The sequence below is a fragment of the Albimonas pacifica genome, assembly GCF_900113695.1.
GTDB lineage: Bacteria > Pseudomonadota > Alphaproteobacteria > Rhodobacterales > Rhodobacteraceae > Albimonas > Albimonas pacifica.
This window is the reverse complement of sequence record NZ_FOQH01000010.1, coordinates 42,303-58,489: the sequence shown is the minus strand read 5'-3', so window position 1 is coordinate 58,489 and position 16,187 is coordinate 42,303. Positions and strand designations below refer to the sequence as shown.

Below are 16,187 nucleotides of genomic sequence, written 5' to 3'. Positions count from 1 at the left end.
GGGCCCCGTAGTCAGGGGCCGCCGTCGGCCCCTTCCCACGGCAGGAACAGGTAGCCCGGGTCGAAGCGGCCGATGCGGACCGCCTCGGCGCGGTCGAGGATCTGCACCTCGCCCTCGCGCATGGCGCAGATGCCGGCCTCGCGCAGCTCTCGCAGGGTGCGATTGACGTGGACGTTGGACATGCCGCAGGCCTCGGCGAGCTGGCGCTGGGTCAGCGGCAGCTCGAACCGGCCGTCGCGGCAGCGGCCGCAGAGCTCCATGCGCAGCTGCATCTCGCACATGAAGTTGGCCATGCCGGCGAGCGCGCGCAGCTTGCCGGTCCGGAAGGTCCAGTGGCGGTGGATGGCGGCGTCGACCAGCGTCAGCCCCCACAGGGCGCGGGCGTCCTCGGCGCTGGCGTCGACGATCTCGAAGAGCGCGGGGTGGGGGAACAGGGCCAGCCGGGCGCGGCTGACCGCCTGCACGTCGTGATCGAGCCGGCCCAGCGGCAGGCCGTGCAGGTCGACGAAGTCGCCGGGCACCTGCAGGGCGACCATCTGCGCCTCGCCGGCGCCGTCGGTGGCGTTGCGCACGATCAGCCCGTCGAGCAGCAGGGCGCTGGTGCCGATCGGGGCGCCGGCGCGGGTGACATGGGTGCCGGCGGGGATCTCGACGACCTCGCTGCAGGCCCTGGAGAGGCGGCGCCACAAGCCCGGCGTCAGCCGGCGCATCATGCCGGTGTGGTCGGTCTCGTGCATGCGTGCTCCCCTCCCCTTCGACGCGCGGGCCGCGCTCGGTTCGTTCAGCATAATCCCGCCGCGGGAGAGGTCCAGACGGCGCCGCGCCGCCCATCCCCTCCGACCTTGCGGCATCGAGGGGACGCGCGGCGCCCGGGGGCGCGCCTGTCCCGGCGCCGCCGACGGGACGCCCCGTGCGCGGCCCGGGCCCGTCCGGCGTGCGGACCCTGCGGCCGGCGTCGGAGCCGTGGCCGCAGACCGGAAGATCGCCGCCATGCGCTGGACGGCGCGGTCTGCATCGTGCTTCCCGGTTCGCCCTGGCGGGGCCGCTCGGACGGCTTCGGCCGCCGGGCATCGGTCTGCCGCTGGTTCCGGCGATGGACCCGGGCCCATCCCTGCGCCGCCGGCGCCGGGGAGACGTCGAAGCCGAGGTCTTGCCGGTCCGCGGGGCGGCCTGGCGAGCGAGGTCGATCCAGGGACGAACGGCGCGGGCCCGGGCGACGACGCGGACCGCAGCAAGGAGGCCCTGCCCGTGGGACGCTCGCGGATCGACCGGCCGCATGGGATGCGCCGGGAAACGCCGCGGCCGGGCGACGCGCTCGACAGACCGCCGCCGCCTGCGCGCGCAGGCGGCGGCCTGCGCCCCGGGGAGGGCGCCGGCGGCGGCTGCGAGCGGCCTCTCAGCCCGCCGCGATCTCCGCCTCGGCCGCCGCCACCAGGCGTTTCACGTCGAGAAAACCGTCGGGAGAGACGGAGAGACCGTCGATCCCCGCGGCGACCAGCAGGCGGGCGTAGGCCGGGTCGTCGCTGGGGGCCTGGCCGCAGAAGCTGACCGTGACGCCGGCGGCGTGAGCCTTGGCGATCACGGTGCGGATCATCCACGTCACCGCCGGATCGCGGGCGTCGAACAGGGACGCCAGCCGGTCGGAGTCGCGGTCCACGCCGAGGGTCAGCTGGGTGAGGTCGTTGGAGCCGATCGAGAAGCCGTCGAAGCGGGTCGCGAACGCTTCCGCCAGGATCACGTTCGAGGGGATCTCGCACATCATCCAGATCTTCAGGCCGGCCGTCCCGCGCGCCAGCCCGTTGGCGGCCATCTCGGCCAGCACCCGGTCGGCCTCGGGGACCGTGCGGCAGAAGGGGATCATGACCACGACGTTGTCGAAGCCCAGCGTCTCGCGCAGGCGGCGGATGGCCCGGCATTCGAGGGCGAAGCCCTCGCGGTAGTCGTCGGAATAGTAGCGCGAGGCGCCGCGGAACCCGATCATCGGGTTCTCCTCCTCCGGCTCGAAGTCGGCGCCGCCGAGCAGGTGGGCGTATTCGTTGGTCTTGAAGTCGCTCATCCGGATCACGACCGGGCGCGGGTGCAGCACGGCGGCGATGCGGGCGAGGCCGCCGGCCAGCGTCTCGACGAAATAGTCGCGCGGATCGTCGAAGCCGCGGGTCAGCTCGGCGAGCGTCGCGCGGGTCTCGGGGTCGCTCACCCGGTCGGGGCGGCACAGCGCCATCGGGTGGGCGCGGACGTGGTTGGAGACGACGAACTCCATCCGCGCCAGCCCCACCCCGTCCGCGGGCAGCCGCCACCAGCGGAAGGCGGCGGAGGGGTCGGCGAGGTTGAGCATCACGTGGGTGCGCGTGGCGGGCAGGTCCGCGATGCACTGCTCGTGCGCCTGGAATTCGGCCACGCCGTCGTAGATCGCGCCCTGGTCGCCCTCGGCGCAGGAGACGGTGACCTGACGGCCGTCTTCCAGCACCCGGGTCGCCTCGCCGGTCCCGACGACGGCGGGCAGGCCCAGCTCGCGGCTGACGATGGCGGCGTGGCTGGTGCGCCCGCCGTGGTCGGTGACGATGGCGGCGGCGCGCTTCATCACCGGCACCCAGTCGGGATCGGTCGTCGAGGTGACCAGGACCGAGCCGTCGCGGAACCGGGCGATGTCCCTGGCCGCGTCGATGCGCTGCACCGGACCGGCGGCGACGCCCTCGCCCACGCCCAGCCCGGTCAGCAGGCGCGGGCCCTTGCGGCGGATCGTCCAGCTGCGCAGGGCGCCGGCGGCGGCGCGGGACTGCACCGTCTCGGGCCGCGCCTGCACGATGAAGAGGTCGCCGTCCCGGCCGTCGCGGGCCCACTCGATGTCCATGGGGACGCCGTAATGCGCCTCGATGGCCGCGGCGGTGCGGGCGAGCGCGAGCGCCTCGGCGTCGGAAAGGACGAAGCGGGCGCGGTCCTCGGGGGCCGTGTCGTTGGTTTCGGTCGTGCCGTCGGGGCGCAGGCGCATGCAGCGCTCCTTGGCGCCGAGGCGGCGGGAGACGATGGGCGAGAGGTCCGGGCGGTCCAGCAGCGGCTTGAACACCTGGTGCTCGTCGGGGGTGGAGGCGCCCTGCACGATGGTCTCGCCCAGGCCCCAGACGGCGTCGACCAGCGCCACCCGGTCGAAGCCGGATTCGGTGTCCAGCGTGAACATCACCCCCGAGCCGCCCAGGTCCGCGCGCACCATCCGCTGCACCCCGACCGAGAGCGCGATCTCGACCCCCTCGAAGCCCTTCAGGCGCCGGTAGGCGATGGCCCGGTCGGTGTAGAGCGAGGCGTAGCAGGCGCGGCAGGCGTCCAGCACCGCGTCGGCGCCCGAGACGTTGAGGAACGTCTCCTGCTGGCCGGCGAAGGAGGCGTCGGGCAGGTCCTCGGCCGTGGCCGACGAGCGGACGGCGACGGGGAGGTCGGGGACGCCCTCGCGCGTGCAGAGGTCGGCGTAGGCGGCGCGCACGGCCTGGGCCAGCGCCTCGGGCCACGGGGCGGCGAGGAGGGCCGCGCGGATGGCGGCGCCGGTCTGCTCGAGCGTCGCCTGCTTGCGCGAAAGACGCGCGAGGCGGTCGTCGATCAGGGGGCCGAGGGCATTGGACGCCACGAAGCGGCGGAAGGCCTCGGCGGTGGTGGCGAAGCCGCCGGGGACGCGCACGCCGGCGTGGCCGAGACGGCCCAGCATCTCGCCCAGCGAGGCGTTCTTGCCCCCGACCCGGCCGACGTCGCGGCGCGAGAACGTCTCCAGCGGGGCGGCGAGGGCGGGATCGGCGGTCATCTGGATCATCCTTCTTGCGCGGCGGGAGGCGGGGCGGGCGGAGGCGGGGCGGCGGGATCGGCTTCCGGCCGGGCGCCGGGACCGCGGCCGGCGGCGCCCTCGGCCAGCAGGTCGCGAAGCGCGTCGGCCTCGAGCGTCTCGTGCGCCAGCAGGGCGGCGGAGACGCGGTCGAGGTCGGCGCGGCGATCCTCCAGCAGGGCGCGCGTGCGGGCGTAGGTCCGCGCGAGGATCGCGGTCACGGCGGCGTCGATGCGCTCGGCCTGGGCCTGGCTGACCGGCGGACGGCCCGGCCGCTCGCCCGGCAGGCCCAGCAGGTTGGGGGCGTCGGTCTCCCAGGCGACGGGGCCCAGGTCCGCCTCCATCGCGTAGCGGGCGGCCATGGCGCGGGCGATGTCGGTGGCCTTGGCGAGGTCGTCGGCGGCGCCGGTGGAGCGGTGGTCGAAGACCAGCTCCTCGGCGGCGCGGCCGCCCATCAGGACCATGATCTTGCGCTCCAGCTCCTCGGCCGTCATCAGCCAGCGGTCCTCGGTCGGGCGCTGGATGGTGTAGCCCAGCGCGCCGACGCCGCGCGGGATGATCGAGATCTTGTGGACCCGGTCCACCCCCGGCAGCGACTGGGCGACGAGGGCGTGGCCGGTCTCGTGCACCGCCACGATCTCGCGCTCGCGCGGGTTCATCAGGCGGCTGCGTTTCTCGAGCCCGGCGACGATGCGTTCGACGGCGCGGGTGAAGTCCGCCATCTCCACCGCCTCGGCCCGGCGGCGGGTGGCGAGAAGGGCCGCCTCGTTCACCAGGTTGGCGAGGTCGGCGCCGGTGAAGCCCGGCGTCAGCGCGGCGAGCGCGGCGGGGTCGACCTCGGGCGCGATCACGACCTTCTTCAGGTGGACGCGCAGGATCGCCTCGCGCCCGGGGCGGTCGGGGCGGTCGATCAGCACCTGGCGGTCGAAGCGCCCGGCGCGCAGCAGCGCGGGGTCGAGGATCTCGGGCCGGTTGGTCGCGGCCAGCAGCACCACCCCGGCGGAGGCGTCGAAGCCGTCGAGCTCGGTCAGCAGCTGGTTCAGGGTCTGCTCGCGCTCGTCATGGCCGCCGAAGGCGGGGCCGGCGCCGCGGGCGCGGCCGAGCGCGTCGAGCTCGTCGATGAAGATGATCGCGGGGGCCTTGGCGCGGGCCTGTTCGAACAGGTCGCGGACGCGGGCGGCGCCGACGCCCACGAACATCTCGACGAACTCCGAGCCGGAGATCGAGAAGAACGGGCAGCCGGCCTCCCCCGCCACGGCGCGGGCCAGCAGGGTCTTGCCGGTGCCCGGCGGGCCCAGCAGCAGCACGCCCTTGGGGGCGCGGGCGCCCAGCGAGGCGTGGGCCTCGGGGGCGCGCAGGAACTCGACCAGCTCCTGCAGCTCCTGCTTGGCCTCGTCGACGCCGGCAACGTCGGCGAAGGTGACCTTGACCGCCTTCTCGACATAGACCTTCGCGCGGCTGCGGCCGACGGACATCAGCCCGCCGCCCATGCCGCCCGCGCCCCCCATGCGGCGCAGGACCAGCCACCACAGGCCCACGAAGATCGCCGCGGGCGCCACCCACGACAGCAGCAGCGCCAGCCACGAGACGTCGGGGGCGCCGCGGTAGACGGCGCCGGCGGCGTCGAGCTCGGCGGCCAGCGCCTCGTCCACGCGGCGGGTGCGGAAGCCGGTCGCCCCGTCGCGGGGCGTGCGCCAGGCGCCGCGGATCTCGTCGCCGGAGACCACCAGGTCGGTCGTCTCGCCCTGGGAGAGCGCCTTGCGGAAGGCGCTGTAGGGGATCTCCTCGACGGTCGCGGCGTCGCGCAGGTAGCTCTGGACCGCGAAGACCAGCGCGAAGACGAACAGGAACTGGGCGATCAGCGGCAGCTTCGACCGGTCCAAGACGTTTCACTCCCTTCACGTCTCCGGCGGGCGGATTGCGAAACAGTGTCGGGGAATTGGGGGGCGGTCGCCTTGACGCCGATCAACTCGCGCACGAGCGGCCGCCGCGGAATGACATGGGTCAACGCGCCGGCCGCCGGGTCGGCGCAACATGAAACAGGTTCCGCAAGGATCGAACGGAAGACCGCCATGACCGCCCTCTCGCGTCCCGCCCCACGCTCCGCGCCCGTCGGCCGGCGTCGGCCCCCCGCGCCGCAGCGGGCGCCGCACCGGGCGCGAACGGCGCCGGGACCCGCGCGGGAGGCGCCGGCCGCATGAACGCCCCGGACCTCGTGCTGACCGTCGAGGGTCTCGACGCGCTGATCTCCGCGCTGGCCGGGACGGGGTTTCGGGTGATCGGCCCGACGCCTGGCGAGGGGGCGATCGTCCACGACGACGTCTCCTCGACCGACGACCTGCCCCGAGGCTGGGGCGACGAGCAGGCCCCCGGCCGCTATCGCCTGCGCCCCAGGGACGACGGAGCGCTGTTCGGCTACGCCTTGGCCCCGCAGTCCTGGAAGCGCTTCCTCCATCCCCCGCGGGAGCGGTTGTGGAGCGCCCGGCGGGAGGGCGGGGAGGTGGACCTCCGCCCCGCACCCCTGCCCGAGGAGCGTTTCGCCTTCATCGGCGTGCGAGCCTGCGAGCTGAAGGCCATCGCGGTTCAGGACCGGGTGTTGCTGGGCGGCGCCCATGTCGACGCCCGCTACGCCGCGCGGCGGTCGAGCCTGTTCGTGGTCGCGGTGAACTGCGCGGACCCGGCGGCGACATGCTTCTGCAGCTCGATGCAGACGGGTCCGGAGGTCGGCGAGGGCCATGACGTCGTGCTGACCGAGCTGGTTTCGGCGGAGGGGTCGCGCTTTCTCGCCCGGGCGGGGTCCGAGGCGGGGGCCGCGATGCTCGCCGGCCTGCCCTCGCGCCCGGCGACGCCGCGGGAGGTCGCCGCGGGCGCCGAGGTGATCGCGGGGGCCGAGGCGCGGATGGGCCGGGCGATGCCGCCGGGCGATCCGCGGGCGCTGCTGGCCGACCTCGAGCATCCGCGCTGGGACGACGTCGCCGCGCGCTGCCTGACCTGCGGCGCCTGCACCCAGGTCTGCCCCACCTGCTTCTGCACCACGGTCGAGGACACCAGCGACCTCTCCGGCCGGGAGACCGCCCGCGATCAGCGATGGGACAGCTGCTTCGCGACCGAGTTCTCGTTCATTCACGGGGGGGCGGTGCGGGCCTCGGGCCGCTCGCGCTACCGGCAATGGCTGACCCACAAGCTGGCGACATGGATCGAGCAGTTCGGAACCTCGGGCTGCGTGGGCTGCGGGCGCTGCATCGCCTGGTGTCCCGTCGGGATCGACATCACCGAGGAGATGGCGGCGTTCGCCGCCGGCCCGGAGGACGAGCGATGAGCTCGGACGCGACGACCGGGGCCGCGTTGGCGCGGACGTTGGCCGCGCATCCCCTGATGGCGGGGCTGCCGCCGGCGTTCCTGCTCGAGGTGGAGGCCTGCGCCGCCCCGGCCGAATTCCCCGAGGGCGCGCGCCTGCTGCGCGAGGGGGCCCCGGCCGCGGTCGCCCATCTGCTGCTGTCGGGACGGGTCGCCCTGTCGGTGGACGCTCCGGGCCGCGCGCCGCTGACCTTCCAGACGGTCGGCCCCGGCGAAGTGGTCGGCGTCTCCTGGCTGGTTCCCGAGGCCTGCTGGGCCTGGGACGCGACGGCGCTGGGGCCCGTCGCCTCGATCGCGCTGGACGCGGTCCGGCTGCGAGACGCCTGCGAGGCGGACCCGGCCCTTGGCTATGCGCTGATGAAACGCTTCGTGCCGGTGCTGCTGCAACGGCTCCATGCCACGCGGATGCAGGTGCTCGACGTCTATGGCGATCCCGGCTGAACGGCGAATGGTCGACGCAACGACGCCGCGTCCGGCCCGGGTGCTGTCCCGGCGGCGGGAGGCGGAGGACGTATGGACGCTGGCGGTCGAGGCCGGGCCCCAGGACCTCGACGCCGCGCCCGGCCGCTTCGCCATGCTCACCGCCTTCGGGGTCGGCGAGATCCCGGTCAGCTACAGCGGCGACCCCGCCGCCGAGGGGCGCGTCATCCACACGATCCGCGCGGTCGGCGCCGTCTCCCGCGCGCTGGCCGGGCTGGAAGAGGGCGCGATGCTGGGCGTGCGCGGACCTTTCGGAAAGGGATGGCCGCTGGCGGAGGTCGAAGGGCGGGAGGTGATCGCGGTCGCCGGCGGGCTGGGCCTCGCCCCGGTGCGCCCCGCGATCCGGCGGCTGGTGGCACGGGGGGAGCGGCCGACGCTCGTCTATGGCGCCCGCAGCCCCGCGCAGGCGCTGTTCCGCGAGGACCTGGCGGACTGGCGCGCGCGGGGCGTCGAGGTCGAAGCGACGGTCGACCACGCCGGCCCGGACTGGCGCGGCCATGTCGGCGTGGTTCCGCCGCTCATCGCGCGGCGGGTGCGCGACCCGGCCCGGACCGTCGCCTTCGTCTGCGGGCCGGAGGTGATGATGCGCTTCGCCGCCTCGGCCCTGCTGGAGGCGGGGGTGGCGGCGGAGGCCATCCACATCTCGATGGAGCGGAACATGAAATGCGCGGTCGGCCTGTGCGGCCATTGCCAGTTCGGGGGCGACCTGCTGTGCCGCGACGGCCCGGTGGCGCCGCTGGCGCGGGTCGCCGACCGCCTGCACGTGGCGGAGCTGTGACCATGCCCCGCCCCCGCGTCGCCGTCTGGAAATTCGCCTCCTGCGACGGCTGCCAGCTGACCCTGCTGGACTGCGAGGACCTGCTGCCGGAGATCTTCGCCGCCCTCGACATCGCGTATTTCCCCGAGGCGCTGCGCACCTCCGCAGCGGGCCTGCCGGAGGGGGCGTTCGACCTGTCGCTGGTGGAGGGCTCGATCGCGACGGCGGCGGACGCGGCGCGGATCCGCGACGTGCGCGACCGCTCCCGCCTGCTGGTCACGCTGGGCGCCTGCGCCACGGCGGGAGGCATCCAGGCGCTGCGCAACTTCGCGGAGCCGGGGGCCTTCGCGGCGCTGGTCTATCCCTCGCCCGAGACGATCGACGCGCTCGCGGCCTCGACGCCGATCGGGGACCACGTCGCGGTGGATTTCGAGCTTCACGGCTGCCCGATCGCGAAGCCGCAGCTGGTCGAGACGATCTCGGCGCTGCTGGCCGGGCGCAGGCCGACCTTGCCGGGCCACAGCGTCTGCATCGACTGCAAGGCGCGGGGGACGACCTGCGTGAGCGTGGCGCGCGGGGTTCCCTGCCTCGGCCCCGTCACCCGGTCCGGCTGCGGGGCGATCTGCCCGGCCTACGCGCGGGGCTGCTACGGCTGTCACGGGCCGATGGAGACGCCCAACACCGCCGCGCTGGCCGCCAGCCTGCGCGCGCTGGGCCTGGAGCGGCCGGAGATCGCCCGCCTGTTCCGAACCTTCAACGCCGCCGCGCCGGCATTCCGCGAGGAGAGCGCGCGCCATGACGACTAGGACGATCTCGGTCGACGTGCTGGCGCGGGTGGAGGGCGAGGGCGCCTTCCGGGTGACCCTGCGCGACGGGGCCGTGCGCTCGGCCGAACTCTCGATCTTCGAGCCGCCCCGCTTCTTCGAGGCGCTGCTGCGCGGACGCCACTGGTCGGAGGCGCACGACATCACCGCCCGCATCTGCGGCATCTGCCCGGTCGCCTACCAGATGAGCACGGTGCATGCGGTGGAGCGCGCCTTCGGCGTCCGCGTCGAGGGCCCGCTGCGCGCCCTGCGCCGGCTGATCTATTGCGGCGAGTGGATCGAGAGCCACGCCCTGCACATCCACCTGCTGCATGCCCCCGACTTCCTCGGCTTCGACGACGCCGTCTCGATGGCGCGGGAGCATGGCGAGGCCTTCCGCCGGGGCCTGTCGCTGAAGAAGGCCGGCAACCGGATCGTGGCCCTGCTGGGCGGGCGCGAGATCCACCCGATCAACGTCCGCGTCGGCGGCTTTCATCGCGCCCCCCGCCGGCGGGAGCTGGCGACGCTGGTCCCCGAGCTGGAGCAGGCCCGCGACGACGCGCTGGCCTGTCTGCGCTGGGTCGCGGGCTTCGACGTCCCGGACCGCGAGCGGGATTACCTGTTCGTCGCCCTGCGCCACCCCGGGGAATACCCGTTCAACGAGGGGCGCATCGCCTCGAGCCGCGGGCTCGACATCGACCCCGCCGCCTTCCCCGAGCGGTTCCGCGAGCGCCAGGTGGAGCGCTCCACCGCCCTGCACTCGCGCACCGCCGAGGGCGAGGCCTACCTGGTCGGCCCGATGGCCCGCTACGCGCTGAACGCCCCCCGGCTGCGGCCGCTGGCGCGGGAGGCCGCGGCCGAGGCCGGGCTGGGCCCGGTCTGCCGCAACCCCTATCGCAGCGTGGTGGTGCGCGCGGTCGAGATGCTGCACGCCCTCGACGAGGCCCTGCAGATCATCGCCGACTACGAGGAGCCGGACCGCCCCGCCGTCGAGATCGCGCCCCGCGCCGGCGTCGGCGCGGCGGCGACCGAGGCGCCGCGCGGGCTGCTGCACCACCGCTACGAGATCGGCGAGGACGGGTTGATCCGCGCCGCGGCCATCGTCCCCCCCACCTCGCAGAACCAGGCGAGCATCGAGGAGGACCTCCTGCACCTGGTCGACGCCGACCCCGACCGCCCGGACGAGGACCTGCGCCGCCTGTGCGAGCAGACGATCCGCAACTACGACCCCTGCATTTCCTGCGCCGCGCATTTCCTGCGCCTCGAGATCGACCGCGGGGACCGGCCGTGACCGGGCGGCCCGTGCGGGTGATCGGCCTGGGCGCGCCCCTGCGCGGCGACGACGCCGTGGGCCGGGAGGTGGCGCGCCGCCTGCGCGCCCACGCCCCGCCCGGCGTCGAGATCCACGACAGCGACGGCGAGACCGCCGCCCTGGTCGAGCTGCTGGAGGGCGCGCGCGCCGCGATCCTGGTGGACGCCTGCCGCTCGGGCGCGGCGCCGGGCGCGCTGCGGCGGCTGGACGCCGCGGCGGGGCCGCTGCCGGCGGGGCTGGGCGCGGTCTCGACCCACGGGCTGGGCCCGGCCGAGGCGATCGAGCTCGCCCGCGCGCTGGGCGTCCTGCCGCCGCGCTGCCTGGTCTACGCGATCGAGGCGGCGCGCTTCGACCCCGGCGCGCCCCTGACGCCCGCCGTGGCCCTGGCCGCCGAACGGGCGGCCGAACGCATCCTCGAGGACCTCGCCCTCCCCCATGTCTGACGCCCCCTCCGACCGCCCCTTCCACGCGCTGACGGCCGAGGCGGCGCTGCGCGCGCTGGACGCCCCGGCCGGGGGGCTGACCTCGGACGAGGCCGCGCGCCGGCTGACCCGCCACGGCCCCAACGCCCTGCCTGAGCCGCCGCGGCGGGGGCCGCTCCTGCGCTTCCTCGCCCAGTTCCGCAACGTGCTGATCTACGTGCTGCTGGCCTCGGCCGCGGTGACGGCGGCGTTGCAGCACTGGGTGGACGCGGGCGTGATCCTGGCGGTGGTGCTGGTCAACGCCGCCATCGGCTTCATCCAGGAGGGGCGGGCCGAGCAGGCGATGGAGGCGATCCGGGTGATGCTGGCCCCCCGCGCCGCGGTCCTGCGCGACGGCCGGCGGGCGACGCTGGACGCCGCCGACCTGGTTCCCGGCGACGTGGTGCTGGTCGAGGCCGGCGACCGCATCCCCGCCGACCTGCGCCTGCTGGAGGCGCGCGGCCTGAAGGTCGAGGAGGCGATCCTGACGGGCGAGTCCGTCCCAGTCGACAAGGCCGTCGCCCCCGTTCCGGCGGAGGCGGCGCTGGGGGACCGCGCCTCGATGCTGTTCTCGGGCACGATCGTGGCGGCGGGGACCGGGCGGGGCGTGGTCGCCGCCACCGCCGGCAACAGCCAGATCGGGCGGATCGGCGCCCTGCTCTCGGACGTCGAGGCGCTGACCACGCCGCTGCTGCGCCAGATGGACCTGTTCGCGCGCTGGCTGACCCTGTTCATCCTGGCCGTGGCCGCGGCGGTGCTGGCCTGGGGGCGGCTGGCGGGCACGATGCCCTTCGCGGACCTGTTCATGGCGGTCGTCGGCCTCTCGGTCGCCGCGATCCCCGAGGGGCTGCCGGCGGTGCTGACCATCACGCTCGCGGCGGGGGTGCAGTCGATGGCCCGGCGCAACGCCATCGTGCGCCGCCTGCCGGCGATCGAGACGCTGGGCGCGGTCTCGGTGATCTGCACGGACAAGACCGGGACGCTGACGCGCAACGAGATGGCGGTGGCGGCGCTGGCCGCGGACGGGCGGATCTACTCGGTCGAGGCGAGCGGCTACGCCCCCGCGGGCGCAGTGCGCTGGCAGGAGGCGGAGGCGGACCCCGCCGAACATGCCGTGCTGCTGGACTTCGCGCGCGCCGCGGCCCTGTGCAACGACGCCGGCCTGCACCCCGGGCGCGACGGCTGGCGGATCGAGGGCGACCCGATGGAGGGCGCGCTGATGGCGCTGGCCGGCAAGATCACCGGCGAGGGCCGCGCCCCCTTCCCCCGCTGGAGCCGCAGCGACGCGATCCCCTTCGACGTCGCCCACCGCTACATGGCGGTGCTGCACCACGACCATGCCGGCCGCGCCGCGATCCACGTGAAGGGCGCGCCCGAGGCGGTGCTGGCGCTGTGCGCCGACCAGCGCGCCCATGACGGCGGGACCCGGCCGCTGGACGCGGAGGGCTGGCGGCGGACGGTCGAGGACCTCGCCGCCCAGGGGCAGCGGGTGATCGCGGTGGCGATGCGCGCGACGCCGCCCGAGCACGTGGTGCTCGACGTCGCCGACCTGCAGGGGACGCTGACGCTGATCGGCCTGATCGGCCTGGTCGACCCTCTGCGCGCGGCCGCGGCCGAGGCGGTGGCCGAGTGCCGCCGCGCCGGCATCGCGGTGAAGATGATCACCGGCGACCACGTCGCCACCGCCCGCGCCATCGCCGCCCAGGTCGGGCTGGAGCGTCCGGACCGCACCCTGACCGGGGCGGAGATCGACGCGATGGACGACGCGGCCCTGGCGCAGGCGGCGCAGGAGGCGGACGTCTTCGCGCGCACCTCGCCCGCCCACAAGCTGCGCCTGGTTTCGGCCCTGCAGTCGCGCGGACTGACGGTGGCGATGACCGGCGACGGGGTGAACGACGCGCCCGCGCTGAAGCGCGCCGACGCGGGGGTCGCGATGGGGCTCAAGGGCTCGGCCGCCGCGCGCCAGGCGGCCGAGATCGTGCTGGCCGACGACGACTTCGCCTCGATCGTCGCGGCGGTGCGCGAGGGGCGCACGGCCTACGACAACATCAAGAAGGTGATCGGCTGGACCCTGCCCACCAGCGCGGGCGAGGCGATCACCATCGTGGCCGCCCTGCTCGCCGGGCTGGCGCTGCCGATCACCGCCGTGCAGATCCTGTGGGTGAACCTGGTCACCGCCGCCACGCTGGGCCTGGCGCTGGCCTTCGAGCCGACCGAGCCCGGGACCATGCGCCGCCCGCCCCGCGCGCGCGACGCGCCGCTGCTGACGCGGGAGCTGCTATGGCACGTGGCCCTGGTCTCGACCCTGATCCTCGCCGCGGTCTTCGGCATCTATGCCTGGGCGACCGGCCAGGGGCGCGCGCCGGCGCTTGCGCAGACGCTGGCGATGAACGCGCTCGTGGTCCTCGAGATCTTCCACCTGTTCTTCATCCGCAACATCCACGGCGCGTCGCTGACCTGGGCGGCGGCGCGGGGCACGCCGGTCGTCTGGGCCTGCGTCGCCGCGGTGACGGCCGCGCAGGTCGCGATCACCTACCTTCCGCCGCTTCAGTCGGCGTTCGGCACGCAGGCCGTGCCCCTGACGGACGGACTGCTGATCATCGCCGTCGGCATCGTGTTCTTCGCGCTGCTCGAAGCCGAGAAGCGGATCCGGCTCGCCCTGCACGGCCGCCGCTCCGTCGGCTGAGCGGCCGTCGCCGCGCACCCCCGCCCGCGAAGGCGCCGTCCGCCGTCGACGCTCCGGCCCCGACGAGCCGGGCGGCCCGCGCGATGGCGAGCGCCGGATCATCGTCCCGCGGGCCGGGATCCATGGGCTCGCGAGGGACGTGCGGGCGGGTCGAAACCTGGCGCGGCGCAGGAAGGGGACCACGGTCGCGTTCAGCGGGATGGACGAGCGCCTGCTGCAGTCGCTTCGGCGGCTCGAGGAACTGTGGGGGCGGCGCCGCCATACGGCCGGATGGCGGCTTCATGCGAGACGGTCTGATCTGCGCCATGCGGAGGAACCGGCCGTCACGCTTGCAGTCATCGGAGCAGCCCATGTCGGCGCCCTCGTCGCGACCGGCGATATCGGTCCGGCTGACCAACCCGCGTCGACCGCCAGCCGCCGGCCGGACGGGCGTCGCCCCCTTGGCCGATGCGTGGCCCGCGCTGGAACGCCTGCCGATACCCTGACGAAGGATGAAGCAACCGGGAGGAAACGCGGTGCGGCTCGACCGCACGCGCGTCGCCACGGCCAGCGGCGACAGCAGCACGCCGACGCGTCCACCCGCCGGAAGGCTGTCGGCCCCGGAGCTTCGACGGCGCGTGCCGCGCCCGCGACGACAAGGCCTTCCCCCGTCGCTGGTCGAGCATGCCGACAGGGAGGACGCGATCCGCGCACCGGGGAGGCTGCCGTCTTTCCAGCTGCGGGGATCGCGCCGACCTCCTGGGGAGATCGACGCGACAACGCACAGAGACGACGCGGCGCCCCCCGCACGCGATGAGACCGGGATACGCCCCCTCGCCGACCCGGGGGAGCTGCCGCGGCCGTTCACGCTCGAGGCGGCGGCCCGAGAGCCGCCCGCAAGCGGAAGGCTCGCCACGCTCCGCGCAGCCCTCCACCGAAAGCAGCTGTGCGCCAGGTTCCTCGGCGGCGCTTCCTCCTCGCCCTGAACGCCCTGGAGGACTTCGTCGAACGCCCCGCCCCTGCGCCCCGTCACGTCGCCACCAGCGCAACGGCGACGGCGCCCCCGTCATCGTCGAGGGCGGCAAACAGCAACGCCCGGGCCATGAGGCCGTCACGCGGAAACTCGAAGAGCGCTCGCGGATCGCCCTGCGCCCCGACGACCCGCAGGGCGCGGCCCTGCGTCGGCGTCGGAGGCGACGGTCGGCGAGCGCCTCTCGGACGCCCATCGACGGGCGTGGAACGGCACGCCGATCTCGAGCGTCAAGCCGGCGTGGCGGGAGACCCGCGAGCGGTCGGGCCTCGTCCCGGAAGCCGCGCCGCACACGCTCGAGCCCACGGCGGTCACGCGGGCCTTCGAGAGGGGCGTCTCGCGGGAGGACGCGACCGACGACTTCGGCGACGCTGGAGGGGGTCTGCCGGCGCCGCAGCCCGGAGCATCAGCAGCGGGCGGTCGCGATCATGGAGACGACAGCGGGGCGATCAGGTGAGTTTCGTTGCGCGTTTCGCTGCGGCTCGGTCCGAAAAGACCAGCTGAGCGCTGGTCGGAGTGAGAGGATTCGAACCTCCGACCCCTGCCTCCCGAAGACACCGGACACGCGTAAAAACGTGCGCAATCAGCGTTCCTTGCGCCCGTCGTGTGCCGTCGTTTCCCGAAACGTTCCGTCAAAGCTGGGCGGAAACTGGGCGCCTGAGAAGGAGAGAGAGATGACCCGAACCTACACCCCCATGGACTTTCGCCTGGGCGCGGTTGTCCTGCGCCGCGATTTCGACGGTGACGAGCGGCTAGGCCACGTCGAGGGCTTCGGCCGGAACGCGACCGGAGAGGCGGTCATTTCGGTCAGATGGGAAGGTGGTGGGGTGAGCATGATCCACCCGAACAACGTCACTTTGGACCCCGCTGACTGGCCCGCGCCTTGGTCCGAGAAGAAGTGCTTGGACAAGCTGGCGCAGCGCACGCGAGAGGCTGACGAGGCCGCCAGCAGGGCGCGACGGTCGAGCCTCTTCGGTTTTCGGATCTTCGGCTGACCCCCTAACCCCGCGCCTATCGCGCACCCCACCCGCTCCGTGACGGGGCGAGGAGAGATGGAGAGACGATGATGGCGCTGCCCTATGCTTCATCGACCGCCGGCCAGGCCCGCGAGAAAGAGATCCGAGACACCCTGCGGAGCGTCGGGGCGAGCGCGGTCGGGTTCATGGTGGACGACGATGCGGACCAGATCGTCGCCCAGTTCCGGCTTCACGGTCGCGAGATCACGATCCCGATCAACGTCGGTGCCTACGAGGCGGCCTGGCTGCGCGAGAACCCGCGCGGCTCGAGATCCCGGACCAGCGAGAAGGACCATAAAGCGAAGGCTCGCGCGCAGGCCGAGCGGGCCTCTTGGGCGATCCTCGCAGACTGGATCAAAGCCACTGTCGCGATGATGGCCGCCGGCTTCGTCGACGCAGACACCGCGTTCCTGCCGCACGTCCGCACGCCCAGCGGGGCGCGCGTGATCGAGGCCCTGGCCGATAAAAACGGCCCGAAGCTACTTCCTCCACCCACCTGAC

Annotated in this window: 12 protein-coding genes; 9 read left to right on the top strand and 3 right to left on the bottom strand. The window is 74.4% G+C overall.

Annotation, left to right across the window (positions count from 1 at the left end; translation table 11 throughout):
- Positions 1–11: 11 nt before the first annotated feature.
- The 3 genes from BM064_RS20615 to ftsH form a co-directional block, all read right to left on the bottom strand.
- Positions 12–737 carry a Crp/Fnr family transcriptional regulator gene (locus BM064_RS20615; RefSeq protein WP_177236350.1) on the bottom strand — a complete coding sequence of 242 codons (726 nt, stop codon included), beginning with the start codon at positions 735–737 and terminating at the stop codon, positions 12–14.
- 659 nt (positions 738–1,396) lie between these two features.
- Positions 1,397–3,787 carry a phosphoenolpyruvate synthase gene (ppsA, locus tag BM064_RS20605; RefSeq protein ID WP_092863222.1) on the bottom strand — a complete coding sequence of 797 codons (2,391 nt, stop codon included), beginning with the start codon at positions 3,785–3,787 and terminating at the stop codon, positions 1,397–1,399.
- Between the two features lie 5 nt (positions 3,788–3,792).
- Positions 3,793–5,688: an ATP-dependent zinc metalloprotease FtsH gene (ftsH, locus tag BM064_RS20600; RefSeq protein ID WP_092863219.1), complete on the bottom strand. Its 1,896-nt coding sequence runs from the start codon at positions 5,686–5,688 to the stop codon at positions 3,793–3,795.
- Between the two features lie 314 nt (positions 5,689–6,002).
- Here ftsH and BM064_RS20595 point away from each other — a divergent pair, with 314 nt between their 5' ends.
- The 9 genes from BM064_RS20595 (at position 6,003) to BM064_RS20555 (ending at position 16,186) form a co-directional block, all read left to right on the top strand.
- A complete protein-coding gene (locus tag BM064_RS20595) occupies positions 6,003–7,124 on the top strand; it encodes a 4Fe-4S dicluster domain-containing protein (RefSeq protein WP_092863216.1) in 1,122 nt (373 codons plus the stop codon).
- Positions 7,121–7,603, top strand: coding sequence for a Crp/Fnr family transcriptional regulator (locus tag BM064_RS20590; RefSeq protein ID WP_092863213.1), 483 nt, complete (start codon positions 7,121–7,123; stop codon positions 7,601–7,603). The genes BM064_RS20595 and BM064_RS20590 overlap by 4 nt, the downstream gene beginning before the upstream one ends.
- Before the next feature lie 7 nt (positions 7,604–7,610).
- Positions 7,611–8,420, top strand: a complete 810-nt coding sequence (locus tag BM064_RS20585; protein ID WP_092863210.1) for an FAD/NAD(P)-binding protein — start codon at positions 7,611–7,613, stop codon at positions 8,418–8,420.
- Between the two features lie 2 nt (positions 8,421–8,422).
- Positions 8,423–9,205 carry an NADH-quinone oxidoreductase subunit B family protein gene (locus BM064_RS20580; protein ID WP_177236349.1) on the top strand — a complete coding sequence of 261 codons (783 nt, stop codon included), beginning with the start codon at positions 8,423–8,425 and terminating at the stop codon, positions 9,203–9,205.
- Positions 9,195–10,493, top strand: a complete 1,299-nt coding sequence (locus BM064_RS20575) for a Ni/Fe hydrogenase subunit alpha (protein WP_092863204.1) — start codon at positions 9,195–9,197, stop codon at positions 10,491–10,493. The genes BM064_RS20580 and BM064_RS20575 overlap by 11 nt, the downstream gene beginning before the upstream one ends.
- Complete coding sequence (locus tag BM064_RS20570; RefSeq protein ID WP_218161092.1) at positions 10,490–10,957, top strand: hydrogenase maturation protease; 468 nt, start codon at positions 10,490–10,492, stop codon at positions 10,955–10,957. The genes BM064_RS20575 and BM064_RS20570 overlap by 4 nt, the downstream gene beginning before the upstream one ends.
- The gene (locus BM064_RS20565) at positions 10,950–13,661 is read left to right on the top strand and encodes an HAD-IC family P-type ATPase (protein ID WP_092863201.1); all 2,712 of its coding nucleotides are present in this window, start codon (positions 10,950–10,952) and stop codon (positions 13,659–13,661) included. The genes BM064_RS20570 and BM064_RS20565 overlap by 8 nt, the downstream gene beginning before the upstream one ends.
- Positions 13,662–15,344: 1,683 nt before the next feature.
- Complete coding sequence (locus BM064_RS20560; protein ID WP_092863198.1) at positions 15,345–15,665, top strand: hypothetical protein; 321 nt, start codon at positions 15,345–15,347, stop codon at positions 15,663–15,665.
- Between the two features lie 71 nt (positions 15,666–15,736).
- Positions 15,737–16,186 carry a hypothetical protein gene (locus BM064_RS20555; RefSeq protein WP_143103400.1) on the top strand — a complete coding sequence of 150 codons (450 nt, stop codon included), beginning with the start codon at positions 15,737–15,739 and terminating at the stop codon, positions 16,184–16,186.
- Position 16,187 lies beyond the last annotated feature (1 nt).